Annotated in this window: 27 protein-coding genes and 2 tRNA genes; 17 read left to right on the forward strand and 12 right to left on the reverse strand. The window is 70.3% G+C overall.

Translation table 11 applies throughout. From position 1 onward, the window contains the following. Position 1: 1 nt before the first annotated feature. Complete coding sequence (locus ACQPZF_RS08200; protein ID WP_433269873.1) at positions 2-568, forward strand: carboxymuconolactone decarboxylase family protein; 567 nt, start codon at positions 2-4, stop codon at positions 566-568. A 64-nt stretch (positions 569-632) separates the two neighbouring features. Here the strand turns inward: ACQPZF_RS08200 and ACQPZF_RS08205 are convergent, their stop codons facing one another. Then, complete coding sequence (locus tag ACQPZF_RS08205) at positions 633-1289, reverse strand: dioxygenase (RefSeq protein WP_433269875.1); 657 nt, start codon at positions 1287-1289, stop codon at positions 633-635. Between the two features lie 149 nt (positions 1290-1438). Continuing rightward, complete coding sequence (gene sigJ, locus ACQPZF_RS08210; protein WP_433269877.1) at positions 1439-2329, reverse strand: RNA polymerase sigma factor SigJ; 891 nt, start codon at positions 2327-2329, stop codon at positions 1439-1441. Positions 2330-2363: 34 nt separating this feature from the next. Here sigJ and dnaG point away from each other — a divergent pair, with 34 nt between their 5' ends. Genes dnaG through ACQPZF_RS08225 form a run of 3 tightly spaced genes read left to right on the forward strand, consistent with a single transcriptional unit; the run spans position 2364 to position 5568 of the window. Continuing rightward, positions 2364-4259, forward strand: coding sequence for a DNA primase (gene dnaG, locus ACQPZF_RS08215; protein WP_433269879.1), 1896 nt, complete (start codon positions 2364-2366; stop codon positions 4257-4259). After that, entirely contained in the window at positions 4259-4768 is a 510-nt protein-coding gene (locus tag ACQPZF_RS08220; protein ID WP_433274482.1) for a hypothetical protein, read from the forward strand. Before dnaG ends, ACQPZF_RS08220 begins: the two co-directional genes overlap by 1 nt. A 53-nt stretch (positions 4769-4821) precedes the next feature. Continuing rightward, positions 4822-5568, forward strand: coding sequence for a trans-aconitate 2-methyltransferase (locus tag ACQPZF_RS08225; RefSeq protein WP_433269881.1), 747 nt, complete (start codon positions 4822-4824; stop codon positions 5566-5568). A 9-nt stretch (positions 5569-5577) separates the two neighbouring features. Here the strand turns inward: ACQPZF_RS08225 and ACQPZF_RS08230 are convergent, their stop codons facing one another. Continuing rightward, entirely contained in the window at positions 5578-5814 is a 237-nt protein-coding gene (locus tag ACQPZF_RS08230) for a hypothetical protein (RefSeq protein WP_433269883.1), read from the reverse strand. A 139-nt stretch (positions 5815-5953) separates the two neighbouring features. On the opposite strand from ACQPZF_RS08230, the gene ACQPZF_RS08235 reads away from it, so the two are divergent. The 3 genes from ACQPZF_RS08235 (at position 5954) to ACQPZF_RS08245 (ending at position 7200) form a co-directional block, all read left to right on the forward strand. Next, positions 5954-6028: transfer RNA gene (locus tag ACQPZF_RS08235), tRNA-Asn, on the forward strand. Between the two features lie 167 nt (positions 6029-6195). Next, complete coding sequence (locus ACQPZF_RS08240; RefSeq protein WP_433269885.1) at positions 6196-7041, forward strand: oxygenase MpaB family protein; 846 nt, start codon at positions 6196-6198, stop codon at positions 7039-7041. Positions 7042-7125: 84 nt separating this feature from the next. After that, a tRNA-Ile gene (locus ACQPZF_RS08245) sits at positions 7126-7200 on the forward strand. A 93-nt stretch (positions 7201-7293) separates the two neighbouring features. On the opposite strand, the gene ACQPZF_RS08250 is transcribed toward ACQPZF_RS08245, so the two are convergent. The 3 genes from ACQPZF_RS08250 to ACQPZF_RS08260 are packed head-to-tail and all read right to left on the reverse strand — an operon-like array spanning position 7294 to position 9003. After that, positions 7294-8019: a hypothetical protein gene (locus ACQPZF_RS08250; protein WP_433269887.1), complete on the reverse strand. Its 726-nt coding sequence runs from the start codon at positions 8017-8019 to the stop codon at positions 7294-7296. A 51-nt stretch (positions 8020-8070) separates the two neighbouring features. Next, positions 8071-8712, reverse strand: coding sequence for a Crp/Fnr family transcriptional regulator (locus ACQPZF_RS08255; RefSeq protein ID WP_433269889.1), 642 nt, complete (start codon positions 8710-8712; stop codon positions 8071-8073). A gap of 21 nt (positions 8713-8733) precedes the next feature. Further along, on the reverse strand, positions 8734-9003 hold the full coding sequence (locus ACQPZF_RS08260; RefSeq protein WP_433269891.1) for a hypothetical protein: 270 nt from the start codon (positions 9001-9003) through the stop codon (positions 8734-8736). Between the two features lie 105 nt (positions 9004-9108). Here ACQPZF_RS08260 and ACQPZF_RS08265 point away from each other — a divergent pair, with 105 nt between their 5' ends. Together ACQPZF_RS08265 and ACQPZF_RS08270 are read left to right on the forward strand one after the other, a co-directional pair. Beyond that, positions 9109-9339 carry an antitoxin gene (locus ACQPZF_RS08265; protein WP_433269893.1) on the forward strand — a complete coding sequence of 77 codons (231 nt, stop codon included), beginning with the start codon at positions 9109-9111 and terminating at the stop codon, positions 9337-9339. Beyond that, the gene (locus ACQPZF_RS08270) at positions 9326-9673 is read left to right on the forward strand and encodes a type II toxin-antitoxin system PemK/MazF family toxin (protein WP_433269895.1); all 348 of its coding nucleotides are present in this window, start codon (positions 9326-9328) and stop codon (positions 9671-9673) included. Before ACQPZF_RS08265 ends, ACQPZF_RS08270 begins: the two co-directional genes overlap by 14 nt. 90 nt (positions 9674-9763) lie before the next feature. On the opposite strand, the gene ACQPZF_RS08275 is transcribed toward ACQPZF_RS08270, so the two are convergent. Then, positions 9764-9955, reverse strand: a complete 192-nt coding sequence (locus ACQPZF_RS08275) for a ferredoxin (protein ID WP_433269897.1) — start codon at positions 9953-9955, stop codon at positions 9764-9766. Next, positions 9952-11151, reverse strand: coding sequence for a cytochrome P450 (locus tag ACQPZF_RS08280; RefSeq protein WP_433269899.1), 1200 nt, complete (start codon positions 11149-11151; stop codon positions 9952-9954). The genes ACQPZF_RS08275 and ACQPZF_RS08280 overlap by 4 nt, the downstream gene beginning before the upstream one ends. Before the next feature lie 185 nt (positions 11152-11336). Between ACQPZF_RS08280 and ACQPZF_RS08285 the strand changes: the two genes are divergently transcribed. The 3 genes from ACQPZF_RS08285 to ACQPZF_RS08295 are packed head-to-tail and all read left to right on the forward strand — an operon-like array spanning position 11337 to position 13296. Next, positions 11337-12209, forward strand: a complete 873-nt coding sequence (locus tag ACQPZF_RS08285; protein ID WP_433274484.1) for an ABC transporter ATP-binding protein — start codon at positions 11337-11339, stop codon at positions 12207-12209. Then, complete coding sequence (locus ACQPZF_RS08290) at positions 12206-13060, forward strand: ABC transporter permease (RefSeq protein WP_433269901.1); 855 nt, start codon at positions 12206-12208, stop codon at positions 13058-13060. The genes ACQPZF_RS08285 and ACQPZF_RS08290 overlap by 4 nt, the downstream gene beginning before the upstream one ends. Beyond that, positions 13057-13296, forward strand: coding sequence for a helix-turn-helix transcriptional regulator (locus ACQPZF_RS08295; protein ID WP_433269903.1), 240 nt, complete (start codon positions 13057-13059; stop codon positions 13294-13296). Before ACQPZF_RS08290 ends, ACQPZF_RS08295 begins: the two co-directional genes overlap by 4 nt. A 571-nt stretch (positions 13297-13867) precedes the next feature. Here the strand turns inward: ACQPZF_RS08295 and ACQPZF_RS08300 are convergent. Then, a complete protein-coding gene (locus ACQPZF_RS08300; protein WP_433269905.1) occupies positions 13868-15016 on the reverse strand; it encodes a macrolide family glycosyltransferase in 1149 nt (382 codons plus the stop codon). Between the two features lie 135 nt (positions 15017-15151). Further along, a complete protein-coding gene (locus ACQPZF_RS08305; RefSeq protein ID WP_433269907.1) occupies positions 15152-15736 on the reverse strand; it encodes a TetR/AcrR family transcriptional regulator in 585 nt (194 codons plus the stop codon). A 61-nt stretch (positions 15737-15797) separates the two neighbouring features. On the opposite strand from ACQPZF_RS08305, the gene ACQPZF_RS08310 reads away from it, so the two are divergent. From ACQPZF_RS08310 to ACQPZF_RS08330, 5 genes are all read left to right on the forward strand, one after another. Then, positions 15798-16928, forward strand: a complete 1131-nt coding sequence (locus tag ACQPZF_RS08310; RefSeq protein WP_433269909.1) for an FAD-dependent monooxygenase — start codon at positions 15798-15800, stop codon at positions 16926-16928. Between the two features lie 174 nt (positions 16929-17102). Further along, positions 17103-18254, forward strand: coding sequence for a nitric oxide synthase oxygenase (locus ACQPZF_RS08315; RefSeq protein ID WP_433269911.1), 1152 nt, complete (start codon positions 17103-17105; stop codon positions 18252-18254). 81 nt (positions 18255-18335) lie between these two features. Beyond that, positions 18336-19445, forward strand: coding sequence for an NAD(P) transhydrogenase subunit alpha (locus ACQPZF_RS08320; protein WP_433269913.1), 1110 nt, complete (start codon positions 18336-18338; stop codon positions 19443-19445). After that, a complete protein-coding gene (locus ACQPZF_RS08325) occupies positions 19442-19717 on the forward strand; it encodes an NAD(P) transhydrogenase subunit alpha (protein WP_433269915.1) in 276 nt (91 codons plus the stop codon). Before ACQPZF_RS08320 ends, ACQPZF_RS08325 begins: the two co-directional genes overlap by 4 nt. Next, positions 19714-21072 carry an NAD(P)(+) transhydrogenase (Re/Si-specific) subunit beta gene (locus tag ACQPZF_RS08330; RefSeq protein WP_433269917.1) on the forward strand — a complete coding sequence of 453 codons (1359 nt, stop codon included), beginning with the start codon at positions 19714-19716 and terminating at the stop codon, positions 21070-21072. The genes ACQPZF_RS08325 and ACQPZF_RS08330 overlap by 4 nt, the downstream gene beginning before the upstream one ends. 31 nt (positions 21073-21103) lie before the next feature. Here the strand turns inward: ACQPZF_RS08330 and ACQPZF_RS08335 are convergent, their stop codons facing one another. Both ACQPZF_RS08335 and ACQPZF_RS08340 read right to left on the reverse strand, forming a co-directional pair. Continuing rightward, complete coding sequence (locus ACQPZF_RS08335) at positions 21104-22708, reverse strand: diguanylate cyclase domain-containing protein (protein WP_433269919.1); 1605 nt, start codon at positions 22706-22708, stop codon at positions 21104-21106. Next, complete coding sequence (locus tag ACQPZF_RS08340) at positions 22705-23052, reverse strand: hypothetical protein (protein WP_433269921.1); 348 nt, start codon at positions 23050-23052, stop codon at positions 22705-22707. Before ACQPZF_RS08340 ends, ACQPZF_RS08335 begins: the two co-directional genes overlap by 4 nt. Positions 23053-23055 lie beyond the last annotated feature (3 nt).

A 23055-nucleotide genomic window follows, 5' to 3' on the forward strand; every position in this document is an offset into this window, starting at 1 on the left:
CATGGCCAGGATTCCGATGGTCACCACCAAGCAGGCGAACCCGCTGGTCAAGGTCGCGTACTGGTTCTCACGCCGGAAGTTCGGCGCCGTGCCGGAGCCGGTCGCGGTGTCGGCGCACCACCGGAAGCTGATGATGGCGAGCGCCCGGCACGAGCTGGGTGTCGAACGCGGCGCGAAGACGCTGCCGGTGTCGCTGCGCGAGCTGGTCGTGTATGCGACGGCGGTGAAGCTCGGCTGCTCGTGGTGCGTGGACTTCAGCACCATGCTGATCAAGCACGAGGGGCTGGACGTCGCGCGGCTGCGCGAGATCCACGTGTACCAATCCTCGGACAAGTACACGGAACTGGAGAAATTGGCACTCGCCTACGCCGACGCGATGACGGACACCCCGACCACCGTGACCGACGAGCAGGTCGCCGAACTCGACCGGCGGCTGGGGCACGCGGGACTGGTGGAACTCACCTACCTGATCGCGCTGGAGAACCAGCGCGGCCGGTTCAACTCTGCGCTCGGCATCACCGACCAGGGGTTCACCTCCGGTGACGCGTGCCGGGTGCCGATGCCCTGAGCGTGTTGTGCCCTGAGCGGCTCGGCGGGGATGGCCGTGTCTCCCGGACGGCCATCCGCCCGGCTCAGGCGGTGCGGACGACGAAGTCGTACGTGCCCTGGTAGCGGTTGCCGGTGAGCGGGCCGAGCTTGATCACCGTGTCGCGGATGTAGTACGCGTCACGGCGGTTGAGCGCGCCCATGTTCATGCCGTACGCCCTGGTGTCGTCCGGGAAGTAGAGCTGCGTGGTCAGCACCGGCCCGCGCGGGGCCTGCACCTTGACGTGGATGTGCGGTGTCCGTCCGGGGTAGTCCTTCGGGACGATGGTCTCCAGCGTGTACCTGCCGCCGGCGTCGGTGAACTGGTGGCCCCGCATCCGGTAGGCGGCCGTGGTGTTGTCGTACTGACCGCGCTGGTCGGCCTGCCAGAAGTCGAGCAGGACGTTGGCCAGCGGGCGGCACCGGACGTCGTACACGAAACCGGTCAGGCTCAGCAGCACACCCGACACCCCTGTCGTGCGCAGGTTGGTCCGCAGTGGCGAGTCGCGCCGGAAGTACGGACCCTCGATGACGGGAGGGGTGTCATCGCCGTCCGTGCACTGCGGCGTCAGGGGCAGGGTCTCGCCCTCCGCCACCGGACTTCCGGCCAGGCCCACGCCGGCGGCGGTCAGCGCCACGGCGGCCGAACCGGTGGCGATGAACGACCGGCGTGACGGGCCGTCGTCCTTGAACTCTTCGGTCATGTGAGGCGTTCCTTCCTGGTGGGAAAGGCGGCGCCATTCACGGTAGCGTGGTCTAGACCAACGCGGATCTGCCGTTCAGTTCACTCCCTGTGGAGGGGCGGTTGCTCCGCGTGGCAGCGCAGTCGAAGGGTAGCCGCGCGGCCCGGGTTTCAGAACCGAACGTGGGTCAGCTTGTCCGGGTTGGCGAAGTCGTAGAACGCCGCCACCTTGCCGTCGCGCAGCACGAACGTGCTGACGCGGGCGGTCAGCCTGCCCTGCGCCGGCAACTTGACCCCCAACTCGCCGTTGACCAGCACCGGCTCGCCGTCGGGCAGGCCACCGTACTTGCGCAGCAGCCCCATGATGAAGCGGGCCACCTTGTCCGCGCCGGTGATCACGTTGACCGCGGTGCTCACCTTGCCGCCGCCGTCGCCCACCACCACGACGTCCGGGTGCAACAGGCCCACCACCGCGTCCACGTCACCGGCCGCCATCGCCGCTACGAACCGCTCCAGCACCTCGCGCTGCTCGTCCAGCGCGACGCGCGGCGGAGGGGGAGCGGCCGAGGCCGCGCGACGGCCCCGGGACGCGTGCTGGCGGGCGGTCGCCACCGCGCAGCCCAACGTCTCGGCGATCGACTCGAACGGCACCCCGAAGGCGTCGTGCAGCACGAACGCCACCCGCTGCTCGGGCGTGAGCCTGTCCAGCACCACCAGCGCGGCCATCCGCACGCCGTCGTCCCGGACCACCGCCTCCAGCGGGTCGTCCTCGGCCGACGTGACCAGCGGCTCGGGCAGCCACTGGCCCACGTACCTCTCCCGCCGCACGGCCGCCGACCGCAGCCGGTCCAGGCAGATCCGCCCCACCACGGTGGTCAGCCAGCCGCGCAGCTCCTGGATCTCCGCGCGCGCCTGGTCGGACAGCCTGGTCAGCCGCAACCACGACTCCTGCACGGCGTCCTCCGCGTCGGCCACGCTGCCGGTGAGCCGGTAGGCGACGCCGATCAGGTGCGACCGGTGCTCGGTGAAGGTTGCGGCCAGGGTCTGCTCGGCTGCGGTCACGCCCTCCAGTCTGCCGGCACTAGACTCGCGCACCGTGGCAGGACGAATCCGGGACAGCGATATCGCGTTGGTGCGGGACCGCAGCCGGATCGACGAGGTCGTCGGCGACCACGTCTCGCTGCGGCGGGCGGGCGGCGGCGCGTTGAAGGGCCTGTGCCCGTTCCACGACGAGAAGTCGCCCAGCTTCAACGTCCGCCCCACGCACGGCACGTTCCACTGCTTCGGCTGCGGCGAGGGCGGCGACGTGATCGCCTTCGTGATGAAGATCGAGCACCTGGGTTTCGTGGAGGCCGTCGAACGGCTCGCCGACCGCGCCGGCATCCAGCTCACCTACGAGGGCGGCGGCGCGACCGTCCAGCGCGACCGGGGCACCCGCAGCCGGCTCATCGAGGCGCACCGGGCCGCCGCCGAGTTCTACGCCGAGCAGCTCGCGACGCCCGAGGCGATGCCCGCGCGCGAGTTCCTCGCGCAGCGCGGTTTCGACGAGTCGGCCGCCCGGACGTTCGGCTGCGGCTTCGCGCCAGCCGGCTGGGACCGGCTCACCAAGCACCTGCTGGGCCGGGGCTTCGAGCTGACCGAGCTGATCAAGGCGCAGCTTTCCAAGGAGGGCCGCCAGGGTCCGATCGACCGGTTCCACCGCCGGCTGCTGTGGCCGATCCGGGACATGGGCGGGGACGTGGTGGGCTTCGGCGCGCGCCGGATCTTCGACGACGACCAGATCCAGGCCAAGTACCTCAACACCAGCGAGAGCCCGATCTACAAGAAGTCGCAGGTGCTGTTCGGGCTCGACCTGGCCAAGCGGGAGATCGCCAAGCGGCGGCAGGCGGTCGTGGTCGAGGGCTACACCGACGTGATGGCCATGCACCTCGCGGGCGTGCCCACGGCGGTGGCGTCCTGCGGCACGGCGTTCGGGGTCGAGCACATGACCGTGCTGCGGCGGCTGCTGATCGACGACGACCTCAACGGCGAGGTGATCTTCACCTTCGACGGCGACGCGGCCGGGCAGAAGGCGGCGCTGAAGGCGTTCGAGGGCGAGCAGCAGTTCTCCGCGCAGACCTACATCGCGATCGCGCCGGACGACATGGACCCGTGCGAGCTGCGCCAGACCAAGGGCGACGTGGCGGTGCGCGACCTGGTGGCGCGGCGCACGCCGCTGTTCGAGTTCGCCATCAAGACCCAGTTGCAGGCCTACGACCTGGACTCGGTGGACGGCCGGGTCGAGGCGCTGAAGAAGATGGTGCCGTTCGTCGCGCAGATCAAGGACCGCGCCAAGCGGGACGGGTACGCGACCAAGCTCGCCTGGTGGGTCGGCTGGGACGACGAGTCGGCCGTGGTGCGGCGGGTGCGCGAGACGGCGACCGGGCGGGCCGCGCCGGCGAAGGGCCGTCCGCGCCCGGTGGACCCGAACCAGGGCGCGCTCGCCGTGGAGGTGGACGGACCGGCCAGGCCCGATCCGCGCGACCCCCGGCTGTGGCACCAGCGGGAGGCGTTGAAGGCCGCGTTGCAGTTGCCGGAGATGGCCGGGCCGTACTACGACTCGCTGCCCGACGAGGCGTTCACGCACCCCGTGTACCAGGCGCTGCACCGGGCGATCCGGGACGCGGGCGGCGCGTCCGGGGGCCTGTCCGGGCCCGCGTTCGTGGACGCCGTGAGCAAGCGGTGCGACCAGCAGGCCGTGCGGTCGGTGCTGACCGAGCTGTCCGTGGAGCAGTTGCAGGTGCGGGCGGACGACGAGTACCGGTACGTGCAGAGCGTGCTGACCCGGTTGCAGCAGCTCCTGGTGGCCGGGCAGATCGTGGAGATCAAGTCGCGGCTGCGGCGGGTGTCGCCGGTCGAGGAGGCCGACGAGTACCGGGCGCTGTTCGGCGACCTGATCGCGCTGGAGGCGTACCACAAGGAACTGGGCGAGCAAGCGGTGGGCGGGCTGTGATGGGACTGTGGCGCAGGCTGTTCGGCTCGGGTGCGCCGGCCGGGTTCTCCGGCGAGCTGGCGAAGGACGAGCACGTGCTGGCGTCGGCCGCGTCCGGTGACGGCTTCCTGGTCGCGACGACGCTGGGGCTGTGGCTGCCGGGTCCGCGCCGGGTGGGGTGGCACCTGGTCAGCAAGGCCTCGTGGAGCGGCACGGCGCTGGCCGTGATCGAGGCCGAGGAGGACGGGGAGGCGGGGGAGGCCGTGCTGCTGCGCGATCTGCCGCCGCAGCGGTTCCCGCTGCCCTCGCCGGGCAAGGTGCCGGAGGTCGTGCACGCGCGGGTGACCGGGTCGATCAGGTCGAGCAAGCGGAACGAGGACCTGGGCGCGTGGTTCGTGCAGCGCAAGGTGGCCGGCCGGGACGGTGTCGTGCTCCAGGTGCGGCCCGACGCGGGGGCGGACGTGGAGCGGGTCCGGAAGGTCGCCGCCGAGGTCGCGGCGAAGATCGCCGCGTTGCGTGCTGTTGACTAATAGCAGTACGCGCGTACGGTAGCAGTACGTCCGTACTGCTGCTGGGAGCGCGCATGTGGGATCCCGTCAAGTACCTGTCGTTCGCGGACCACCGTTCGCGGCCGTTCCACGAGTTGGTGGCGCGGGTGGGCGCGGACTCGCCGCGCCGGGTGGTCGACCTGGGCTGCGGGCCGGGGAACCTGACGTCCACGCTGGTCGACCGCTGGCCTTCGGCGGTGGTGGAGGCGCTGGACTCGTCGCCGGAGATGGTGGCCGTGGCACGGGAGCGCGGGCTGGACGCGCGCGTGGCGGACGTGGCTTCCTGGCAGCCTTCCCCGGACACCGACGTGGTGGTGACCAACGCGGTGCTGCACTGGGTGCCCGGACACGAGGACCTGCTGCGGCGCTGGCTGGCCGCGCTGCCGTCCGGGGCGTGGCTGGCGATGCAGGTGCCGGGGAACTTCGCCGGGCCCTCGCACTCGATCGCGCGGGCGCTGGTGGCGTCGTCGTGGCCGGCGCTGACGGGCCTGCTGCGGGTGTCGCCCGTGCTCGACCCGGCGGGGTACGCGGACGTGCTGGGCGCCGCCGAGGTGGACGCCTGGGAGACGACCTACCTCCAGCACCTGGAAGGGCCGGACGCCGTGCTGGAGTGGATCGCCGGCACCACGCTGCGGCCCGTCCGCGCGGCGCTGGACGACGCCTCGTGGGCGGAGTTCCGGGCGCAGCTCGCGCCCTTGCTGCGCGAGGCCTACCCGGAACGGGCGGACGGGACCACGTGGTTCCCGTTCCGCCGCGTCTTCGCCGTGGCGAGGGTGCGCTGACCGGCCGTCTCAGGTGGCGTTCGCGCGCGGGATGACGGGGTCGCGGCGGTGCCCGTTGGCCTTGGCGGCGGACCGCCCGAACCCGGTCTTCTCGCCGACCTTGGCCCGCACGATCCCGGCCGCGCCCTGCACCGCCGGGTGGTCGGCCAACGCCCGACAGGCACGGGCGATCTGGTCGTACCGCTCACGTCCGGCCCGGGCGCCGAGCACGTAGCCGACGGCCACGCCCAGCAGGATGCCCTTCATGACGTCTCCTCTCGTCCCGTAGTGCCTGGTCACATCCCATCCTGCCGCACGGGGGGAGGGGGTGTGCGCGAGCACTGTTCCGGATGCGCTAGAGTTGTCCCCTGTCAGGCCGACGAGGCCCGGCGAGACAACCGAACATTCCCCCTTAGCTCAATGGCAGAGCATTCGACTGTTAATCGAAGGGTTACTGGTTCGAATCCAGTAGGGGGAGCCACGGCCCAGGTCAAAGACCTGGGCCGCTGTCGTCTCAGAGGTCATGGCCCCGTTTACCCCGCGAAAACCCCGCGGAAACTCGGCGAAGCGGTCGGCGTTGCACCGCGTCGAGGGCGCCACCCGTTTGACGCACGTGCGAGCGGACGCTTTTGCGGCACGCTGGTCGACATGCCGGACCGCTATGCCAACCGCCGCCTCATCACCTCCCTGGACCCCGTCCGCGACCACCAGCGGATCATGCGGCTGTCCTCGGGCTACGAGTTCCCGTGGGACTACGTCCGGGCGCTGGAGTTCGCGCTGTTCAAGACGTACTGCGTGCCGTCGATCTCCGGCTTGCTGGCGAAGACCGGCGAATTCGAGCGGCGTGCTCAGAAGCGCTACGACGACACCGCGCTGCTCATGGCGGAGCTGGTGGACCACGGTTACGACTCGCCGCGCGGCAAGGAGGCGCTGCGCGTGGTGAACCGCCTGCACGGCCGGTACGGGATCGCGAACGACGACATGAAGTACGTGCTGTCGACGTTCGTCTACGAGCCCATCGACTGGCTGGCGAGGTACGGGTGGCGTCCGTTGACCGACCAGGAACGCCTGGCGGCGTTCCACTTCTACCGCGCCGTGGGCGCGCGGATGGCGATCAGGGACGTCCCGGACGGCTACGAGGAGTTCCGGTCGTTCAAGCAGGCGTACGAGGAGCGGCACTTCGTCTACAGCGACACCAACTGCCGGATCGGCGAGTACACCGTCGACCTGTTCTGCTCCTGGTACCCCGCGCCCCGCGCGGCGACGTCCCGAGCCGTCCTGGCGCTGCTCGACGACCGCATGATCAAGGCCTTCGGCTTCACCGCGCCCCCGACGTGGCTGGGCACGGTGGCACGGCAGGCCCTACGCCTCCGAGCCCGCGTCGTGAAGCACCTGCCGCCCCGCACCACCCCACGCCTGACCAACGACCCGCGCAACCGCACCTATCCGGGCTACCCGACCGGCTACCAGCCGTCGGACCTCGGTGCCCCGTAGGCGGTTGCACACGGCTTGGTCACGTGCTGCCGGGTTGCCGAGACGCGGGGACCGCTGATCTGTACTCTCCTGAACCGCACATCGGGGGCTGTAGCTCAGTTGGTCAGAGCAGCGGACTCATAATCCGTCAGGTCGTGGGTTCGAACCCCACCGGCCCCACTTCTCGCCCTGGTCAGGTGGGTGGCGATGAAACCCCGGCATGATCAACGCCACCCTTTTGACCCACATTACGGGCGGAACCCCTCGACGCTCTCAGCCGGTCGGGCCGCCCATGTGGACGCCGCCGTGCACGACGCCTGCCTGCACGCCGCTAACCGACCCGTTGACCACGTTCACCACCCGCCCGGCCGGCTCGAAGGCTGCGGGCTCGACAACCGTCGGCTCGGCAACGGCCGGCGAGGGCTGCGGGCTCCGCAGGGCGAAACCCGGCACCCGGACCCACGCCGTTTCGGCGAATTCCTTGTCGCGCACCGCAAGGGGGCTGAACTCGGCGCGTCGGACGTGCCTGGTGTAGTCACCGCCGAACACCGCCCGCCACACCCCGTCGGACACGATCAGCGCGGTGTTCATCCCGGCGCACCGCCGCACCAGCTCCTTGAACGCCGACGCCTCCAGCAGCCGGCACAGCGCGATCTTCGGCGCGTACAACCCGGGCTGCGCCCCCACCGGACCGATCTCGACGGCCAGTCGCAGCCGGATGTCGGGCTTGCGGTGCCGGTTGTGCTCCACCGCCAGCCCGTCCAGGTGGTGCGCCGCGTCCAGCACCGCGCCCAGCCGCTTGCTCGGCAGCGTCAGCAGGGCACCGTCCCCGGTCGGCTCCCACTCCACCACGTCGAGCCGGCCGATCCCGGCGACGGCGAGCGCGTCGCGGACCATCCCGTCCACCGCACCGCGCACGGTGTTGAGGTGGTAACCCTCGTTCCGCGCCGAACCCACCACGTCGACGCCCAGCAACACCCGGTGCTCAGGAACCTCCATGCGGGTGATGTTCCGCGCGGTCGGGTGGTCGTACTCCCGGAAACTGCGGGTTCAGCGGACCAGGGAGCGGGCCAGGGCCGCCGGGTCCGGGAGTGTGAAGCTCAGCCGGGACGTGCGCAGCAGGCCCCTCGCGCGCAGCGCGCCCAGCGCCGTCTCCACGCTCTTCTCCGACGCGGCGACGGCGTCCGCCAGGTCGCGCTGGCTCAGGCCGTCCAGCCGCAGGCCCGCGTCGGTCGGGCGGCCCAGTTCCGTCACCCACTTGAGGAGCAACGCCGCCACCCGCGCCGGTACCTCGCGGGTCTGCGCCAGTTGCCGCTCGTCGGCGTCGCGCTGCCGTTTCAGGCCGGTCTGGTCGACCAACGCGTTCACGTCGTCGCTCTGCGCGCGCAGCCGGAGGAACGCGCTCGCGGCCAGGTGCACGGCGCGGCCGGCGGACAGCGCGACGACGTGCGCGCTGCGCGGGCGCTCGTTGATCACGCCCAGTTCGCCGATCAGGTCGCCCGGTCCGAGCAGGCTGACCAGCGGCTCCACCCCCAGTCCGGGGAGCAGCGCCTTCAGCAGGCCGGCCTCGACGAGCAGCACCTCGTCACTGGCGGTGCCGGCAATGATCAGCCGTTCGCCCTTGCGGAACGGCGCGGGCCGCCCGGCGGCGCGGATCACCGCACGGCCCCGGTCGGGAGCGTGGTCGGGCATGGCCCACCATCGTGCCGATCGTCATCCGTCCGATGGGCGGGATTCCGCCGTGTTCACACGTTCAGGTGAGCGACCGGCGCGCAGCGGCTCGATCCGGGACCGGTTCCGCGAGCCCCACTCGCCCAGCGCCTCGTCGAGCGTCACGCCCGGCTCGGTCAGCGAGTACTCCACGCGGGCACCGTCGTCGTCCCTGCCCGCAGTGGCCGGGCAGGTGGGCAGCGGCGAGTACACCAGCCGCTCGGCCCGGCCGGACATGCAGCTATCCGCCGCCGGGAACGTCAGTTGACGCACGGAATGTCGTTGGCGGTGGACGGGCTGGTGGTCGGGGTCGGCCGGTGCGATGAGCCGGGTCGGCCGAGGTGGCCACCCGGTAGTACCGCCGGTAGCATCGGGGGTATGAAAATCAGTGTGAGCCTCCCCGAGGAGGACGTAGAGTTCGTTGATCGCTACCTCCGGCAACATCGCAGCTCCTCGCGGTCGTCGGTGATCCACCAGGCGATCCTGTTGTTGCGAGAGGCCGGACTGGAGAACGCCTACGCCAGCGCGTGGGACGAGTGGGAAGCCGACGGTGCAGCCGAGATGTGGGACGTGACAGCGCCAGACGGTGTCGTCGATGCGTCGAGGTGACATCTACTGGGTCGATCTGGAGCCCGCGCTGGGCGCGGAGGCGAACAAGATCCGACCGGCCGTGGTCGTGAGCAACGACGCGGCGAACCGGGCCGCCGGACGGGGTGGCCGAGGTGTCGTGACCATCGTGCCGATCACCTCCAACACGACCCGCGTGTACCCGTTCCAGGTTCTGCTGCCCGCCAAGGACTGCGGGCTCGGCGCGGACTCGAAGGCGCAGGCCGAGCAGGTGCGCACGGTCGCGGCGGCCCGGCTGCGCGCCCGGATCGGCGGTCTCCCGCCGGCGGTGCTGAAGCAGTTGGACGAGGCGCTGCGAGTGCACCTGTCGCTCTGACCCGCGCGAGTCCTCCGCGGTCGGTACGAGCGGGGCACGGCCGAGCCCACCGGGGGCCGCCTGGTGACGACCCCCGGCGAACGCGTTCCCCTACTCGATCACCTTGATGGCCCCGGCGGGGCACAGGTGCGCGGCTTCCCTGGCTTCCTTCTCATGCCCGACCGCGGTCGGGTCGAGCAGCACGACCGTGCCGTCCACCTCGTCCTGATCGAACACCGCCGGGTCGGTCAGCGCGCACATCCCCGATCCGGCACACCGGTCCGGGTCGACCTCGATCCTCATGTGAACTCCACTGGCAGACTGTGCACACCGTAGATGCCCATGTCCTTCCTCATCGGCACCTCCGAGACCGGCACCGCGATTCGCAGGTCCGGGAACTCGCGGAGCAGCGCGTTGTAGGCCACCCGCATCTCGATGCGCGCAAGCTGTTGCCCGAGGCACTGGTGCACCCCGTGGCCGAAGCCTATGTGCCCGGTGGCCGGCCGGCGGATGTCGAACTCGTCCGGCCGGTCGAACCGGTTCGGGTCGCGGTTGGCGGCCGGGACCGAGATCGTGACCGACTCGCCGGCCTTGATCTGCACCCCGCCCAGTTCCAGATCCTCCGTCGCGACCCTCATCGGGCCGATCTGGATGATCGACAGGTATCGCATCAGCTCCTCGACAGCGTTGTCGATGAGCGACGGGTCGGCCCGCAGCGCCGCCAGCTCCTCGGGGTTCTCCAGCAGCGCCAGCGTGCCGATGCCGAGCATGTTCGCCGTCGTCTCGTGACCGGCGATCAGCAGCAGGAGCCCCATGTTGGCGACTTCCTCGTCGGTCAGCTCGCCCGTCTCGATCAGCCCGGTCAGCATGTCGTCGCCGGGCGTCTCGTGCTTGCGCCGCACCAGGTCGGCGACGAACGCCTCGATCCGCTCGACCGCCGCCATGATGTCGTCGAAGTCGTTCGTCAGGCTGAACGCCGTCTTCGAGTCCTGCTGGAACGACGCGCGCTCCTCGTAGGGAACCCCGAGCAGCTCGCAGATCACCATCGACGGCACCGGCAGCGCGAACGCCGACACCAGGTCGACCCCCGAGCCCTCCGCCCGCATCGCCGCCAGGTGGTCCGCCACGATCTGCTCGATCCGGGGCACGAGCTGGTTCATCCGCCGGACGGTGAACTGCCCGGTGAGCAGCTTGCGGTACTTCGAGTGCTCCGAGCCGTCCATGTTGATGAACATGCCCGGCTTGGCCGGTGGCGGCGCCGGCGCGACCTTGCCGCCGACGCGCACCGGCGAGTGCATCAGTTCGGAGCGGTTGCTGAACCGGCGGTCGGCCAGGACCGCGCGGGCCAGCGCGTGGTTCGTGACGAGCCACCCCAGGTGCCCGTCCGGGTAGCGCAGCCTGCTGATCGGCTGTGTCTCGCGGAGCGCCCCCAGTTCCGCGGGTGGTTCCAGGATGGAGCTGCGTTCTAACGGCAGCTCCTCGTGCAGTGTTCCGGTCATCTCGCACACCTCCCAGTGCGTAAAGGGACCTCTTCGCAAGCTACAGAAGATTCACGAACCCGTGAAGTAAATATGCCGTAAGTACATTCCTACTAGTACGGGATGTAGTAGGTGTGCTACAAAATGGCCGAGGACTCTGACAGGGGGAGGTGAGTGCTTTGATCATCGACGTGCGCGATCTGCGCATGAGGTACGGCACGCTCGACGTGCTGCACGGGGTGGACTTCACCGCCGCACGAGGCGAGGTGGTCGCACTGCTCGGACCCAACGGCGCGGGCAAGACGACCACCATCGAGATCCTGGAAGGCTTCCGGATCCCGTCCGCCGGGCACGTCCGCGTGCTCGGCGTCGACCCGGCCAAGGGCGACGAGCTGTGGCGGGCCAAGCTGGGCGTGGTGCTCCAGTCGTGGCGCGACCACTCCCGGTGGAAGGTGCGCGACCTGCTGGACCACCTCGGCCGGTACTACGTGCCCTACAGCACGCCCGACCACGTGCGGCCGTTCGACACCGACGAGCTGATCAGGACCGTCGGGCTGGAGGAGCACGCGCTGAAGAAGTCCGGCAAGCTCTCCGGCGGCCAGCGCCGCAGGCTGGACGTGGCGATCGGCATCGTCGGCAAACCCGAACTGCTGTTCCTGGACGAGCCGACGGCGGGCTTCGACCCACACGCGCGCCGCGACTTCCACGACCTGGTGCACCGGCTCGCCGACCTGGAGGGCATGACCATCCTGCTCACCACGCACGACCTGGCCGAGGCGGAGAAGCTGGCCGACCGCATCCTGGTGCTCGCCGGCGGACGGATCATCGCCGACGGCAGTCCGGACCAGCTCGGCAGGCAGGTCGAGGGGCAGGCCGAGGTGCGCTGGACCCAGGGCGGCCAGCGGCACGTGCACGCCACCGAGGACGCCACGGCGTTCGTGCGGGGGCTGTTGGCGCAGCACAGCACCGGGATCTCGGAGCTGGAAGTGCGCCGCAGCACGTTGGAGGACACCTACCTGGCGCTCGTGCAGCGGCACGAGAGCGGCCAGGCGAACGAGGAGGAGGTGGCCGCGCTGTGAGCCCCGGCACCTACGCGGTCCGACTAGGCCTGGAACGGGGCTGGCGCGAGTTCCGGCAGTCCCTGGGCAGCTCGGACCAGTGGTACACCGTCTTCATCACCGTCGCCTACCTGACCGTGCTGTGGTTCCAGCGCGACTCGAAGGTGGACGGCACGACACTGTCCCTCGCGGCGTTGACGCTGCCGAGCATGATCGGCATGTCGGTCGCGTTCGGCGGCGTGGTGGGCCCGGCCAGCCAGTTGTCGGTCAACCGCGAGGACGGCACCCTGCTGCGCGCCAAGGCCGTGCCGAACGGGATGGTCGGCTACCTGGTGGGCCGGGTCGTGCAGACGTCCCTGGACACGTTCTTCAGCCTGCTCGTGGTGTTCATCCCGGGCCTGCTGCTGGTCCAGGGATTCGCCCAGGCAGGGGTCAGCGGCTTCCTCTACGTGATCGTGGTGTTGGTGGCCGGCCTGCTCGCGACCCTGCCGTGGGGCGCGGTGATCGGCTCGGTGACGAAGAGCCCAGGGGGCGCCATGGGCTTCACCATGCTGCCGATGATGGGCATCATCGCGATCTCCGGCATCTTCTACCCGATCTCCGCCATCCCCGGCTGGCTCCAGGTGGTCGCCCAGGCGTTCCCGGTGTACTGGCTGGGCCTCGGCACGCGCTCGGCCCTGCTCCCGGACTCGGCGGTGGCCGCCGAGATCGGCGGTTCGTGGCGGACGCTGGAGATGTTCGGCGTCCTGGGGGTGTGGGCGGTGGTCGGCTTCCTCGTCGCGCCTACCATCCTCCGTCGAATGGCCCGTCGGGAATCGGGCTCCGACATGGAGCAGCGCCGCCAAGCAGCGCTACAGAGGGGCGTTGGGTGAGCGAGACCGTCTACAACCGGATCGCGATGCTGCGCGCGGAACGCGGAGTCTCGCGCCGGCAGCTATCCGAGGCTTTGGGCATCCACTACCAGACCGTGGGCTACCTGGAACGCGGCGAGTACAGCCCCAGCCTCTACCTCGCACTGCGGATAGCGCAGTACTTCGAGGTGCCGGTGGAGGTCGTCTTCTCGACGGACCCGTTCCCCCGGCTGGGCAGCGAAGAACGATCCGCTTGAGACAAGGCCGGACAACCGGCACGCGACGCACCAAAGCCGAGGCACGCGCACCGAGTGACAGGCGCGCAGCGCCACACCTGCCGGTGGGCTGCGTGTCATCCCCGTATGGCCTGCCCGCAGGGAACCGCGCTTTTCCTGGGAATGCAAGCACGCTTTTCGCTTGCGTTCCCAGGAAAAGGGTGGTTGTCTTTTGACCAGGTCATGCGGGGATGGCACGACGCCCGAGTCTTGCTTTTGTGTACATCCTTGGCGGCCTGCCTGTCCGGCGAGGACGCTTTTAGCTTTTCGTCTATGGGCAGTCGCGACCGCTTCGGGTCGAGAAGATCAAAAGCGGGCGCTCGCCGCTGGGCAGGCCTCCGGGGAGGAAGGGCAAGGCGTCGTGTTCTCCCCGTATGACCTGTCAAAGACCACCACCCTTGTCCAGGGAGCGCAAGCGAAAAGCGTGCTTGCGCTCCCTGGACAAGCGCGGTAGCCCTGCGGGCAGGCCATACGGGGAGAACACGAGGCCCCTCGTGTCTGCTGGCGCAGGGCTTGGGCGTGTGGTGGTTGTGCGGAGGGGTTAGCGCAGGGGTTAGCGCAGGGCTTCTTCCACTACGTCTGCCGCTGCCTTCGTGCCGCCGGCCGAGCGGATTTCGTCTCGGATTGTTGTGAGGCGGGTGGTGACTTCTTCGTTGTCGGTCAATTCCCGTACGGCTTCGCGTAGGGCTTCTACCGTGACCTCTTCGCGTGGCAGGTGCTTGCCCACGCCCAGTTCGGCCAGGCGCTGGGCGTTCATTGTCTGTTCGCCGATGTTCGGGACGCCGATCATCGGTACGCCGTGGTAGAGGCCTTCCATGGTGCCGCCCATGCCGCAGTGTGTGATGAACACCTTCGCGTGCGAAAGGATTTCCAACTGGGGGAGCCAGCCGTGTAGTTCTACGTTGGTCGGGATTTCGCCCAACGACGCCGGGTCGACGTGTTTGCCGATGTTCATCACCACGTGCCAGTCCTGGCCTCCGAACGCCTTCAGGCAAGTCCGGTAGAACGCGGGTTCGTTGGTGTAGGCCGAGCCGAGCGAGATCAGCAGCACCGGACGGTTGTCCGTCGGAGGCTGCCACGTGCCCTGGAACGATCGGTCTCCGATGCAGGGGCCTACGAAGGTGTACTTGTCCGCCACCGTCTCCCCGTACTGGAACGAACGGGCGATGCTGACGATTGCCCGGTCCGGATGGCCTACGTAGGTCTGCGCGGGGGTGGTGCAGCCCTCGGCGTTGAGCCACGCGTCGATGTCGGCGTAGGTGGCCTTCATCTCCGGCGTGTCGTTGATCGCGCCCATGTCCTCCTCCCAGCCCTCGTACGCGACGAAGGTGGGGGAGAACTGGATCGCCTGGACGCCCCAACGGGCGGCGAGGATGCGGGCTGTCCATGCGCCGATGTCGTACACGACCACATCGGGGCGGTCGTCGGCGTAGGCCGCTTCGAGTACCGGTAGGACGGTGACTGCCTCGTCCAGGAACAGTTTCATGGCCGGGGCCATCTCGGTCGGCCATTCCTCGGCCTCGGTCGGCAGCGTGGTCGGGTAGACGACCGGGATTGCGCCGGCGTGTTCGACCAACGTGGTGAAGTCCGACGGGACCGCGTAGGTGACCCGGTGGCCGCGTGCGACCAGTTCCGTCACGACGGGGAGCGTCGGGTTGACGTGGCCGTGGCCGGGGATGTTGAGGAAAGCGATGTGGGACAAGGGTTTCTCCGGTGATTCCGAGGTTGGCTCAGGTGCCCCGTCACGCAGGGAGCGCGGGGGCGGGCGGCTGAGCCGGAATCAGAGGTAGAAGACCTTGTACGCGAACATGTGATCAACCCTAGCGGGTCCGTCGAGTCAGTTTCCGAGCACTGCTCGCAGTGCGGTGCGGACGGCGTCCACCAGCTCCGCTCGGCTTTCCGGGGTGCCGGGCTCGGGCGCGAACATGGCTCCCGCGCCCACCAGGCGGTCGAACAGCAGGCCGTCCAGGAACGCCACCAGGGCCCGGCCCTGGCGGTCTGCGTCGGCTACGCCGGCCCGTTCCAGCAGGTCGCGTGCCTGCGCTCGGGCCTGTGCGCCGTGCGCCAGGATGCCGCGCAGTTCCGGCTGGCGGGTTGCCTCGAGCAAGCACGCGTATCGCGCGAGGGTGCGTTCGCGGCCGGTGGTCATCCACAGGTCCAGCACGTGGCCGATGGCGTGGGCCAGTTCGTCCACGTCCGGTTCGCCGGGGAGGTCTGCTTGGGCGGCTTCGGCCAGGTCCAGTTCGGCCAGCCGCTTCACCACGCCCTCCACCAGGGCTTTCCGGGTCCGGAAGTAGGCCGACGTGGAGCCTTGCGGCAGGCCCGCCTCGGCGTCGACGGCACGGTGCGTCAAGCCGCGCATCCCCCGGGTCGCGACCACGTGGATGGCCGCGTCGGCGAGGACGGCCACACGGTCCGACAAAGCACCACCTCCTTCTACACCTGTAGAGTACGAGATCTCTACAGGTGTAGAAGGAGTGCTCATGCGCGCGGTGGTGGTCGGTGGCGGGCTCGGGGGGATCGCGGCGGCGGTGGCGTTGCGGAAGGTCGGGTGGGAGGTCGTCGTGCTGGAGCGGGCGGCCGAGTTCGGCGAGGTCGGCGCGGGTGTGGGGATGATGCCGAACGCGATGCGGGCGTTGGGCGCGTTGGGGCTGGCCGACGAGGTGCGGGCGATCGGGACGCCTCGGGTCGGGGGCGGTGTGCGGAATCCGAAGGGACGGGCGTCGACGCGGGTCGACGCCTCCGCGTTCGAGCACGTCGTGGCCGTGCACCGGGCGGATCTGCACCGGGTGCTGCGGTCGGCGCTGCCGGAGCGGTGCCTGGTCACGTCGACCGAGGTGACGTCGGTGGACGAGCTGGACGCCGACCTCGTGGTCGCGGCGGACGGGATCCGGAGTCGGATTCGTGCGGCGTTGTTCCCCGCGTTCCCCGAACCGGTGTACGCGGGGACCACGGCGTGGCGGAGCGTGACCACCGCCCGGTTCCCGCGCGACCTGGAAATCAGCCAGACGCTGGGTCCGGGGTCCGAGTTCGGCGTGCTGCCGCTCGGCGACGGCCGGGTGTGCTGGTACGCGGCGACGGTCGCGCCGGCGGGCGGGCGTGCCGACGACGAGCTGGGGCTGGTGCGCGAGCTGGTGGGTGACTGGCACCGGCCGATCCCGGACCTGCTGGCCGCCACGCCGCCGGACACCGTGCTGCGGCACGACATCCACGAACTCGGCGCGTCGTTGCCGACCTACGTGCGCGGTCGGGTGGCGCTGCTCGGCGACGCGGCCCACGCGATGACGCCCTACCTCGGACAAGGCGCGTGCATGGCGATCGAGGACGGGGTCGTGCTGGCCGCCGCGTGCGCCCGCAACGACACCGTCGCGGAAGCGCTCGCGGACTACGACCGGGAACGCCGGCCACGCACCCAGGCGATCGTCAAGGCCTCGCGGCTGATGGGCCGGGTGGGGCACAAGCTGCGCAACCGGGCGGCGGTCGCGGTGCGGGACGCGGCCATGCGGGCGGTGCCGCCGAGCGTGAGCCTGAAGGGCATGACGAAGTTCATGGCGTGGGAGGCGCCGAACCTGTCACCCGATCGGGCAGAACTGGACCGTGACGTAAATCACTGATCACTGCGGTGATTCGGACGGGTAACGATCCAATATCACTCGTTTTCGCAGGATCGGTCACCCTTTCGCCCGATCAAGCACTCACCGTGCGCCATCGATCGCCGGGCGTGGCGGCCCCCGGGTGCCCGGCACGGCGGTGCACCACCCCCCGGACTCCAACTACGGTGTCCCGCCATGGCCCCCGTCCCCTCGTGCCCGACTGAAGCCATCCCCCTGCGCCGCACCCACTTCGCCCTCGCCGAGGCCGACGACTTCATCCGCCTGCACCGCTCCGAGCACCCCGAGGAAGGTCCCGTCGAGCACCGCCTGGCCGAGGTGCACGCGGAGGTCGCCGCGACCGGCACGTACCGCCACACGCCCGCCGAGCTGGTGTTCGGCGCCAGGGTCGCGTGGCGCAACAGCGCGCGCTGCATCGGCCGCCTCTACTGGCGCAGCCTCAAGGTCCGCGACCTGAGGGACCTGCGCGACCCGAAAGAGGTCGCCGACGAGTGCGTCGAACACCTCAGGCTGGCCACCAACGGCGGCAGGGTCCGCCCCGTCATCACCGTCTTCGCCCCGGACGAGCCGGGGCGGCCCGGTCCGCGGATCCACAACGAGCAGCTAATCCGCTACGCCGGCTACCGGGGCCGCGACGGCGGCGTCCTCGGCGACCGCCGCAACGCCGAGCTGACCGACCACGCGATGGCCCTGGGCTGGCGCCCGCCGGCCCGCCGGGGGCCGTTCGACGTGCTGCCGCTCGTCGTGGAACGGGAGGACGCCGACGCCACCGTGGTCGAGCTGCCCCGGGACGCGGTCCTGGAAGTGCGCCTGTGCCACCCGGAGTTCCCGTGGTTCGCGGGCCTGGGGCTGAAGTGGCACGCCGTGCCCGCGATCAGCAACATGCGGCTGCGGATCGGCGGCGTCGACTACCCGGCCGCGCCGTTCAACGGCTGGTACATGGGCACCGAGATCGGGGCCCGCAACTTCGCCGACACCGACCGCTACGACCTGCTGCCGTACCTGGGCAGGCGGATGGGCCTGGACACCTCCCGGGTGCAGACCCTGTGGCGGGACCGGGTGCTGGTGGAGCTGAACCGGGCGGTCCTGCACTCGTTCGACCAGGCAGGCGTCACGATCACCGACCACCACACCGAGTCGGACCGGTTCCTCACCCACCTGAAGAAGGAGGAGGCGGCGGGCCGGTCGTGCCCGGCCGACTGGACGTGGATCGTGCCGCCCATGTCCGGCGGGATCACCAGCGTGTTCCACCGGTACTACGACAAGCGCGAACTGGTGCCGAACTTCTTCCCGGCCGACACCCGCGGCATCTGCCCGGTCATCCACTAGGGCGACGACAGTACGTCTGTACGGTTAACGTCAACGGCGTGGTGTGGTGTGGATCACCTTTGATCGACTACGGTGAGTCTTGTGAAAGTGGGCATCCCCGCGGAATCGCGGCCCGCTGAGCGCCGCGTGGCAGGCCTGCCGGACACGGTGGCCTCGCTGATCGGCGCAGGCCTCGCGGTCGACGTGCAGTCCGGGGCGGGCGCGCACGCCCACGCCTCGGACGCCGCCTACCGCTCGGCGGGCGCAGAGATCGTTCCCGACCACCCCGCCGGCCGAGCCGACGTCGTCATCTCCGTGCAGCCGCTGGACCTGGACCAGGCCCGGCAACTGCGCGCCGGCGACATCACCGTCAGCTTCCTCCAGCCGGCCAACGAACTCGACCTCGTCCGGGTGCTGGTGGAGCGCAAGGTCACCGCGTTCAGCCTGGACCTGCTGCCCCGCGTGACGCGGGCCCAGAGCGCGGACGCCCTGTCCTCGCAGGCCCTCGTCGCCGGGTACCGGGCCGTCCTGGTGGCGGCCCAGCACCTGCCCCGCTTCCTGCCGATGTTCACCACGGCCGCCGGCACCGTGCCGCCCGCCAAGGTGCTCGTCCTCGGCGCGGGCGTGGCCGGGCTCCAGGCGATCGCCACCGCCCGCCGGCTGGGCGCGGTGGTGGAGGCCTACGACGTGCGCAAGGCCGCCGCCGAGGAGGTGCGGAGCCTCGGCGCGAAGTTCCTGGAGCTGAACCTGGAGACCCAGGAGGGCGTCTACGCCGCCGAGCAGTCGGAGGCCTTCCTGGAACGCCAGCGCGAGCTGATCGCGGAGCGGGTGGCCGCGAGCGACGTCGTCATCTCCACCGCCGCCGTGCCGGGCCGCAAGGCCCCGGTGCTGGTCACCACGGACATGCTCAAGGCGATGACGCCGGGCTCGGTGGTGGTCGACCTCGCCGCCGAGTCGGGCGGCAACGTCGTGGGTTCCGCGCCCGGCGAGGACGTGTGGGTCGGCGAAGTCCTGGTGCACGGCGTGCGGAACCTGCCGAGCAGCATGCCGGTGCACGCGAGCCGCCTGTACGCCAAGAACGTGGCCAACCTGCTCCAGATGATGATCAAGGACGGCCGGGTCGAGCCCGACCTGACCGACGAGGTGCTCCGCGGAGCGTGCCTCACCCACGCCGGCGAGGTCCGGCACGCGCCCACCGGGGAGCTGCTGTGATCGAGCTGCTGACGATCTTCGTGCTGGCCGTGTTCGTGGGCTTCGAGGTGGTCTCGAAGGTCTCGACCATCCTGCACACCCCGCTGATGTCCGGCGCGAACGCGATCCACGGCGTGATCCTGGTCGGCGCGATCCTGATCACCGGCCAGGCCGACGGCGGCATCGCGCTCGTCCTGGGCCTGCTCGCGGTCTTCCTGGCCACGGTGAACGTGGTGGGCGGCTTCGTGGTGACCGACCGGATGCTGGAGATGTTCAAGGGGCACAAGCGATGACCTGGGAACAGCTCGCCTACCTGGCCGCCGCGCTGTGCTTCATCCTGGCGCTCAAGGGCCTCAGCACGCCCAGGTACGCCCGTGCGGGCAACCTGATCGGCGCGGCCGGCATGGCGCTGGCCGTGGTCACCTCGTACACCACCGTCGACCGCAACGGGCTGCTCATCCTGGTCGCCGTGGTGGTGGGCACGGTCGTCGGCATCCCGGCCGCCCGCCAGGTCAAGATGACCGCCATCCCGCAGATGGTGGCCCTGTTCAACGGGGTCGGCGGCGCGGCGGCGGCGCTGGTCGCGCTCACCGAGTTCCTGGCCGGCCACGACACCGGCGCGCTGTTCGCCATCGCGACCGTGCTCACCGTCCTGATCGGCGCGGTCAGCTTCTCCGGCAGCGTGGTGACGTTCCTGAAGCTCCAGGAGATCATGACCACCCGGCCGGTGCTGCTGCCGGCGGGGCAGGTCCTCGCCATCGGCGTGGCGGCGCTCAGCGGGCTGCTCGCGCTGGCCGTGCTGTTCACCGACTCCAACGTGCTGCTGGTGCTGCTGGCGCTGGCCGGCCTGGCGCTGGGCGTGCTGTTCGTGCTGCCGGTGGGCGGCGCGGACGTGCCGATCGCGATCTCGCTGCTCAACGCGTTCACCGGCCTCGCGGTCGCCGCGTCCGGGTACGTGCTGGGCAACACGCTGCTGATCGTCGCGGGCACGCTGGTCGGCGCGTCCGGCACCATCCTGACCCGGCTGATGGCGCAGGCCATGGGCCGTTCCCTGGCCAACATCCTGTTCGGGGCGTTCAAGGCCACACCGCCTGCCGCCGCGACCGACGAGCAGCGCACGGTGCGGTCCGGCACGGTCGAGGACGTGGCGATCCTGTTGGGCTACGCGCACTCCGTGCTCGTGGTGCCTGGTTACGGGCTGGCCGTGGCGCAGGCGCAGCACGCGGCGCGGGAGCTGGCCCTGCTGCTGGAGTCGCGGGGGATCAGCGTCGACTACGGCATCCATCCGGTTGCCGGCCGGATGCCCGGTCATATGAATGTGCTGCTGGCCGAAGCCGATGTGCCGTATGAGAACTTGAAGGAGTTGGACGACGTCAACCCCGGTATCGGGAGTGTGGACGTCGTGCTTGTGGTCGGGGCGAATGACGTGGTCAACCCGGGGGCGCGGGATGAGCCGTCCAGCCCGATCTACGGGATGCCGATCTTCGATGTGGATCGGGCCAAGGCCGTGGTGTTCATGAAGCGGTCGATGCGGCCTGGGTTCGCCGGTGTGGACAACAGCTTGTTGTACAACCCTAAGACGACGTTGTTGTTCGGGGACGCCAAGGATTCGCTGACCAAGCTGTTGGCGGCGGTGAAGCAGGTCTAGGTCGCGATGCGGTGAGGTGCCGTTCCGTGCCTCAGAGTTCGTAGCCGGGCACCGCCGGTCCGGTGAACGCGCCGAACGCGCCGTCCACCCCGACGTTCCGCCACCAGCCGGCGAGGTCGTCGGTGGGGATGTCCGGCACGAACACGGCTACCCCGGACTCCCGGATGGCCGCCACCATCTGGCCGATCGCCTTGTGCGGCAACGACTCCCGTTGCTCGGCGAGTCGGCGCACGACCGATGGCGCGAGCACCATCGCGTCCACGGACAGCTCGCCGAGCAGGGACAGTTCGGCCTGCCCGCCGTTGAACCGGGCCAGTCCGACCGCGATCCCGTTGTCCCGCAACACCTGCGCGTTGTCACCGTCCGCGGTGAGCATCGACCGGGTGTCCAGGAACAGTCGCAGGCCGGTGCCTGCTAAGCCGGTCTCCTCCAGGGCCCGCTTCACGGTGCCGACCAGGTCCTCGTCGCGCGACTGCATCGGGGACAGCTCCACGTGCAGTGTGCCGCCCGACCAGCTTGCCGCCGCCTCGGCTGCCTCGCGCAGCGCCCACTGGCCCATTGTGAGCGACAAACCGTTGGCCTCGGCCAGGTCCACGCACTCGTCGTGGCCCAGCTCGTCCCACCGCAGCCGGGCTACGTGGCCGGACGGCTTGCCGGACACCAAATCCACCACCGGTAAGTACTCGACCTCCAGCTCTCCCCCGGCCAGCGCGCCGGGCATGCGGGCCGCCCGTGCCAGTCGGGTTCGGGACCGGGTGTCCTCGTGCCGGTCGTAGGGCAGCCACTGCCGCTTGCCGTTGGCCTTGGCCCGGTGCAGGGTCGCGTTCGCCGCGCGCAGCAGTTCGTCCGCGCCCCAGTCGGCGGCGGGCTGGTCGACCACGCCGATGCTCGCCGACAGCGCCGCGCCGCACTCCAGGGGCGCGGCCAGCACGTCGTTGATCCGCTCGACCATGTCCGGCACCTTCGGCGTGGTCGGGGAGGTGGCCACGACGATCGCGAACTCGTCGCCGCCGATCCGGGCGACCAGTGCGTCCTCCGGTGACACCACGCCTTCCAGTCGCCGTGCCACCGAGCGCAGCACCTGGTCGCCGACCGCGTGCCCGAGACCGTTGTTCACCACCGAGAACGCGTCGAGATCCAGGTGGTAGAGGGTGATCCCGCCGCGTGAGGCGCCGTGCATGGCCTCCAGCCGGGTGACGAAGTGCTGCCGGTTGGACAGGCCGGTCAGCGAGTCGTGCAGAAGCTGGAAGTCCAGGTTCTTCTGCAACAGGTGCAGTTCGGTGACGTCCTCGGTCATCGTCACGTGGTACGCGGGTGTGCCGTCCTCGTCCCGCAGCAGCGACACCGCCAGGTGCACCCACACCGGCTCACCGTCGCCGCGCACCAGCCTGCGCTGATCGCGGAACCGGTCCACCCGGCCCGCGCCGGCCGCCCGGTATGCGGCGGACAGCATCTCCGCGTCCGCGGGGTGGAACAGCTCGATCAGCCGTCGCCCGGCCAGCTCGTCGTGCGGCAGGCCGAGCATCTCGCCCAGCGCCTCGTTCGCCTCCACGCACACGCCTTGCAAATCCGTGATGACGATTCCGAACCCCGCTGCGGAGAAGAGTTCGCGGAACCGCCCCTCGCTGACCTTCACACCCGCTCCACTCGCTGTTCCGCCCTCATTTGGCCTCTTCCTGCCGGTCGAACGCGTCCAGCCGCACGGCTTGGGCGAAGCTCGTGCTGACGCTGCCGGCCGAGCACGTCGACCGTGCGCCGCAACGTCTCCGGACCGGTGAAGCGCGCCTCCGCCAACCGTTCGCCGACCACCGACACCGCGGTGAACGGCTCCGCCCGAACGGCGTCGGCGATCACGTCCACCGGGGCGAGCAGGAACAGCCCGATCTCGGCCGGGGACGGCGGGACGTAGGCCGTCGGGCGCACGGCCCGCGTCCAGTCCCGCGCGAGTTCCCGTCGCCGAGGTCTAGCGGGCAGCGCCATGCG

Origin of the sequence: Actinosynnema sp. CS-041913 (assembly GCF_050942485.1) — a bacterium.
Lineage (GTDB): Bacteria > Actinomycetota > Actinomycetes > Mycobacteriales > Pseudonocardiaceae > Actinosynnema.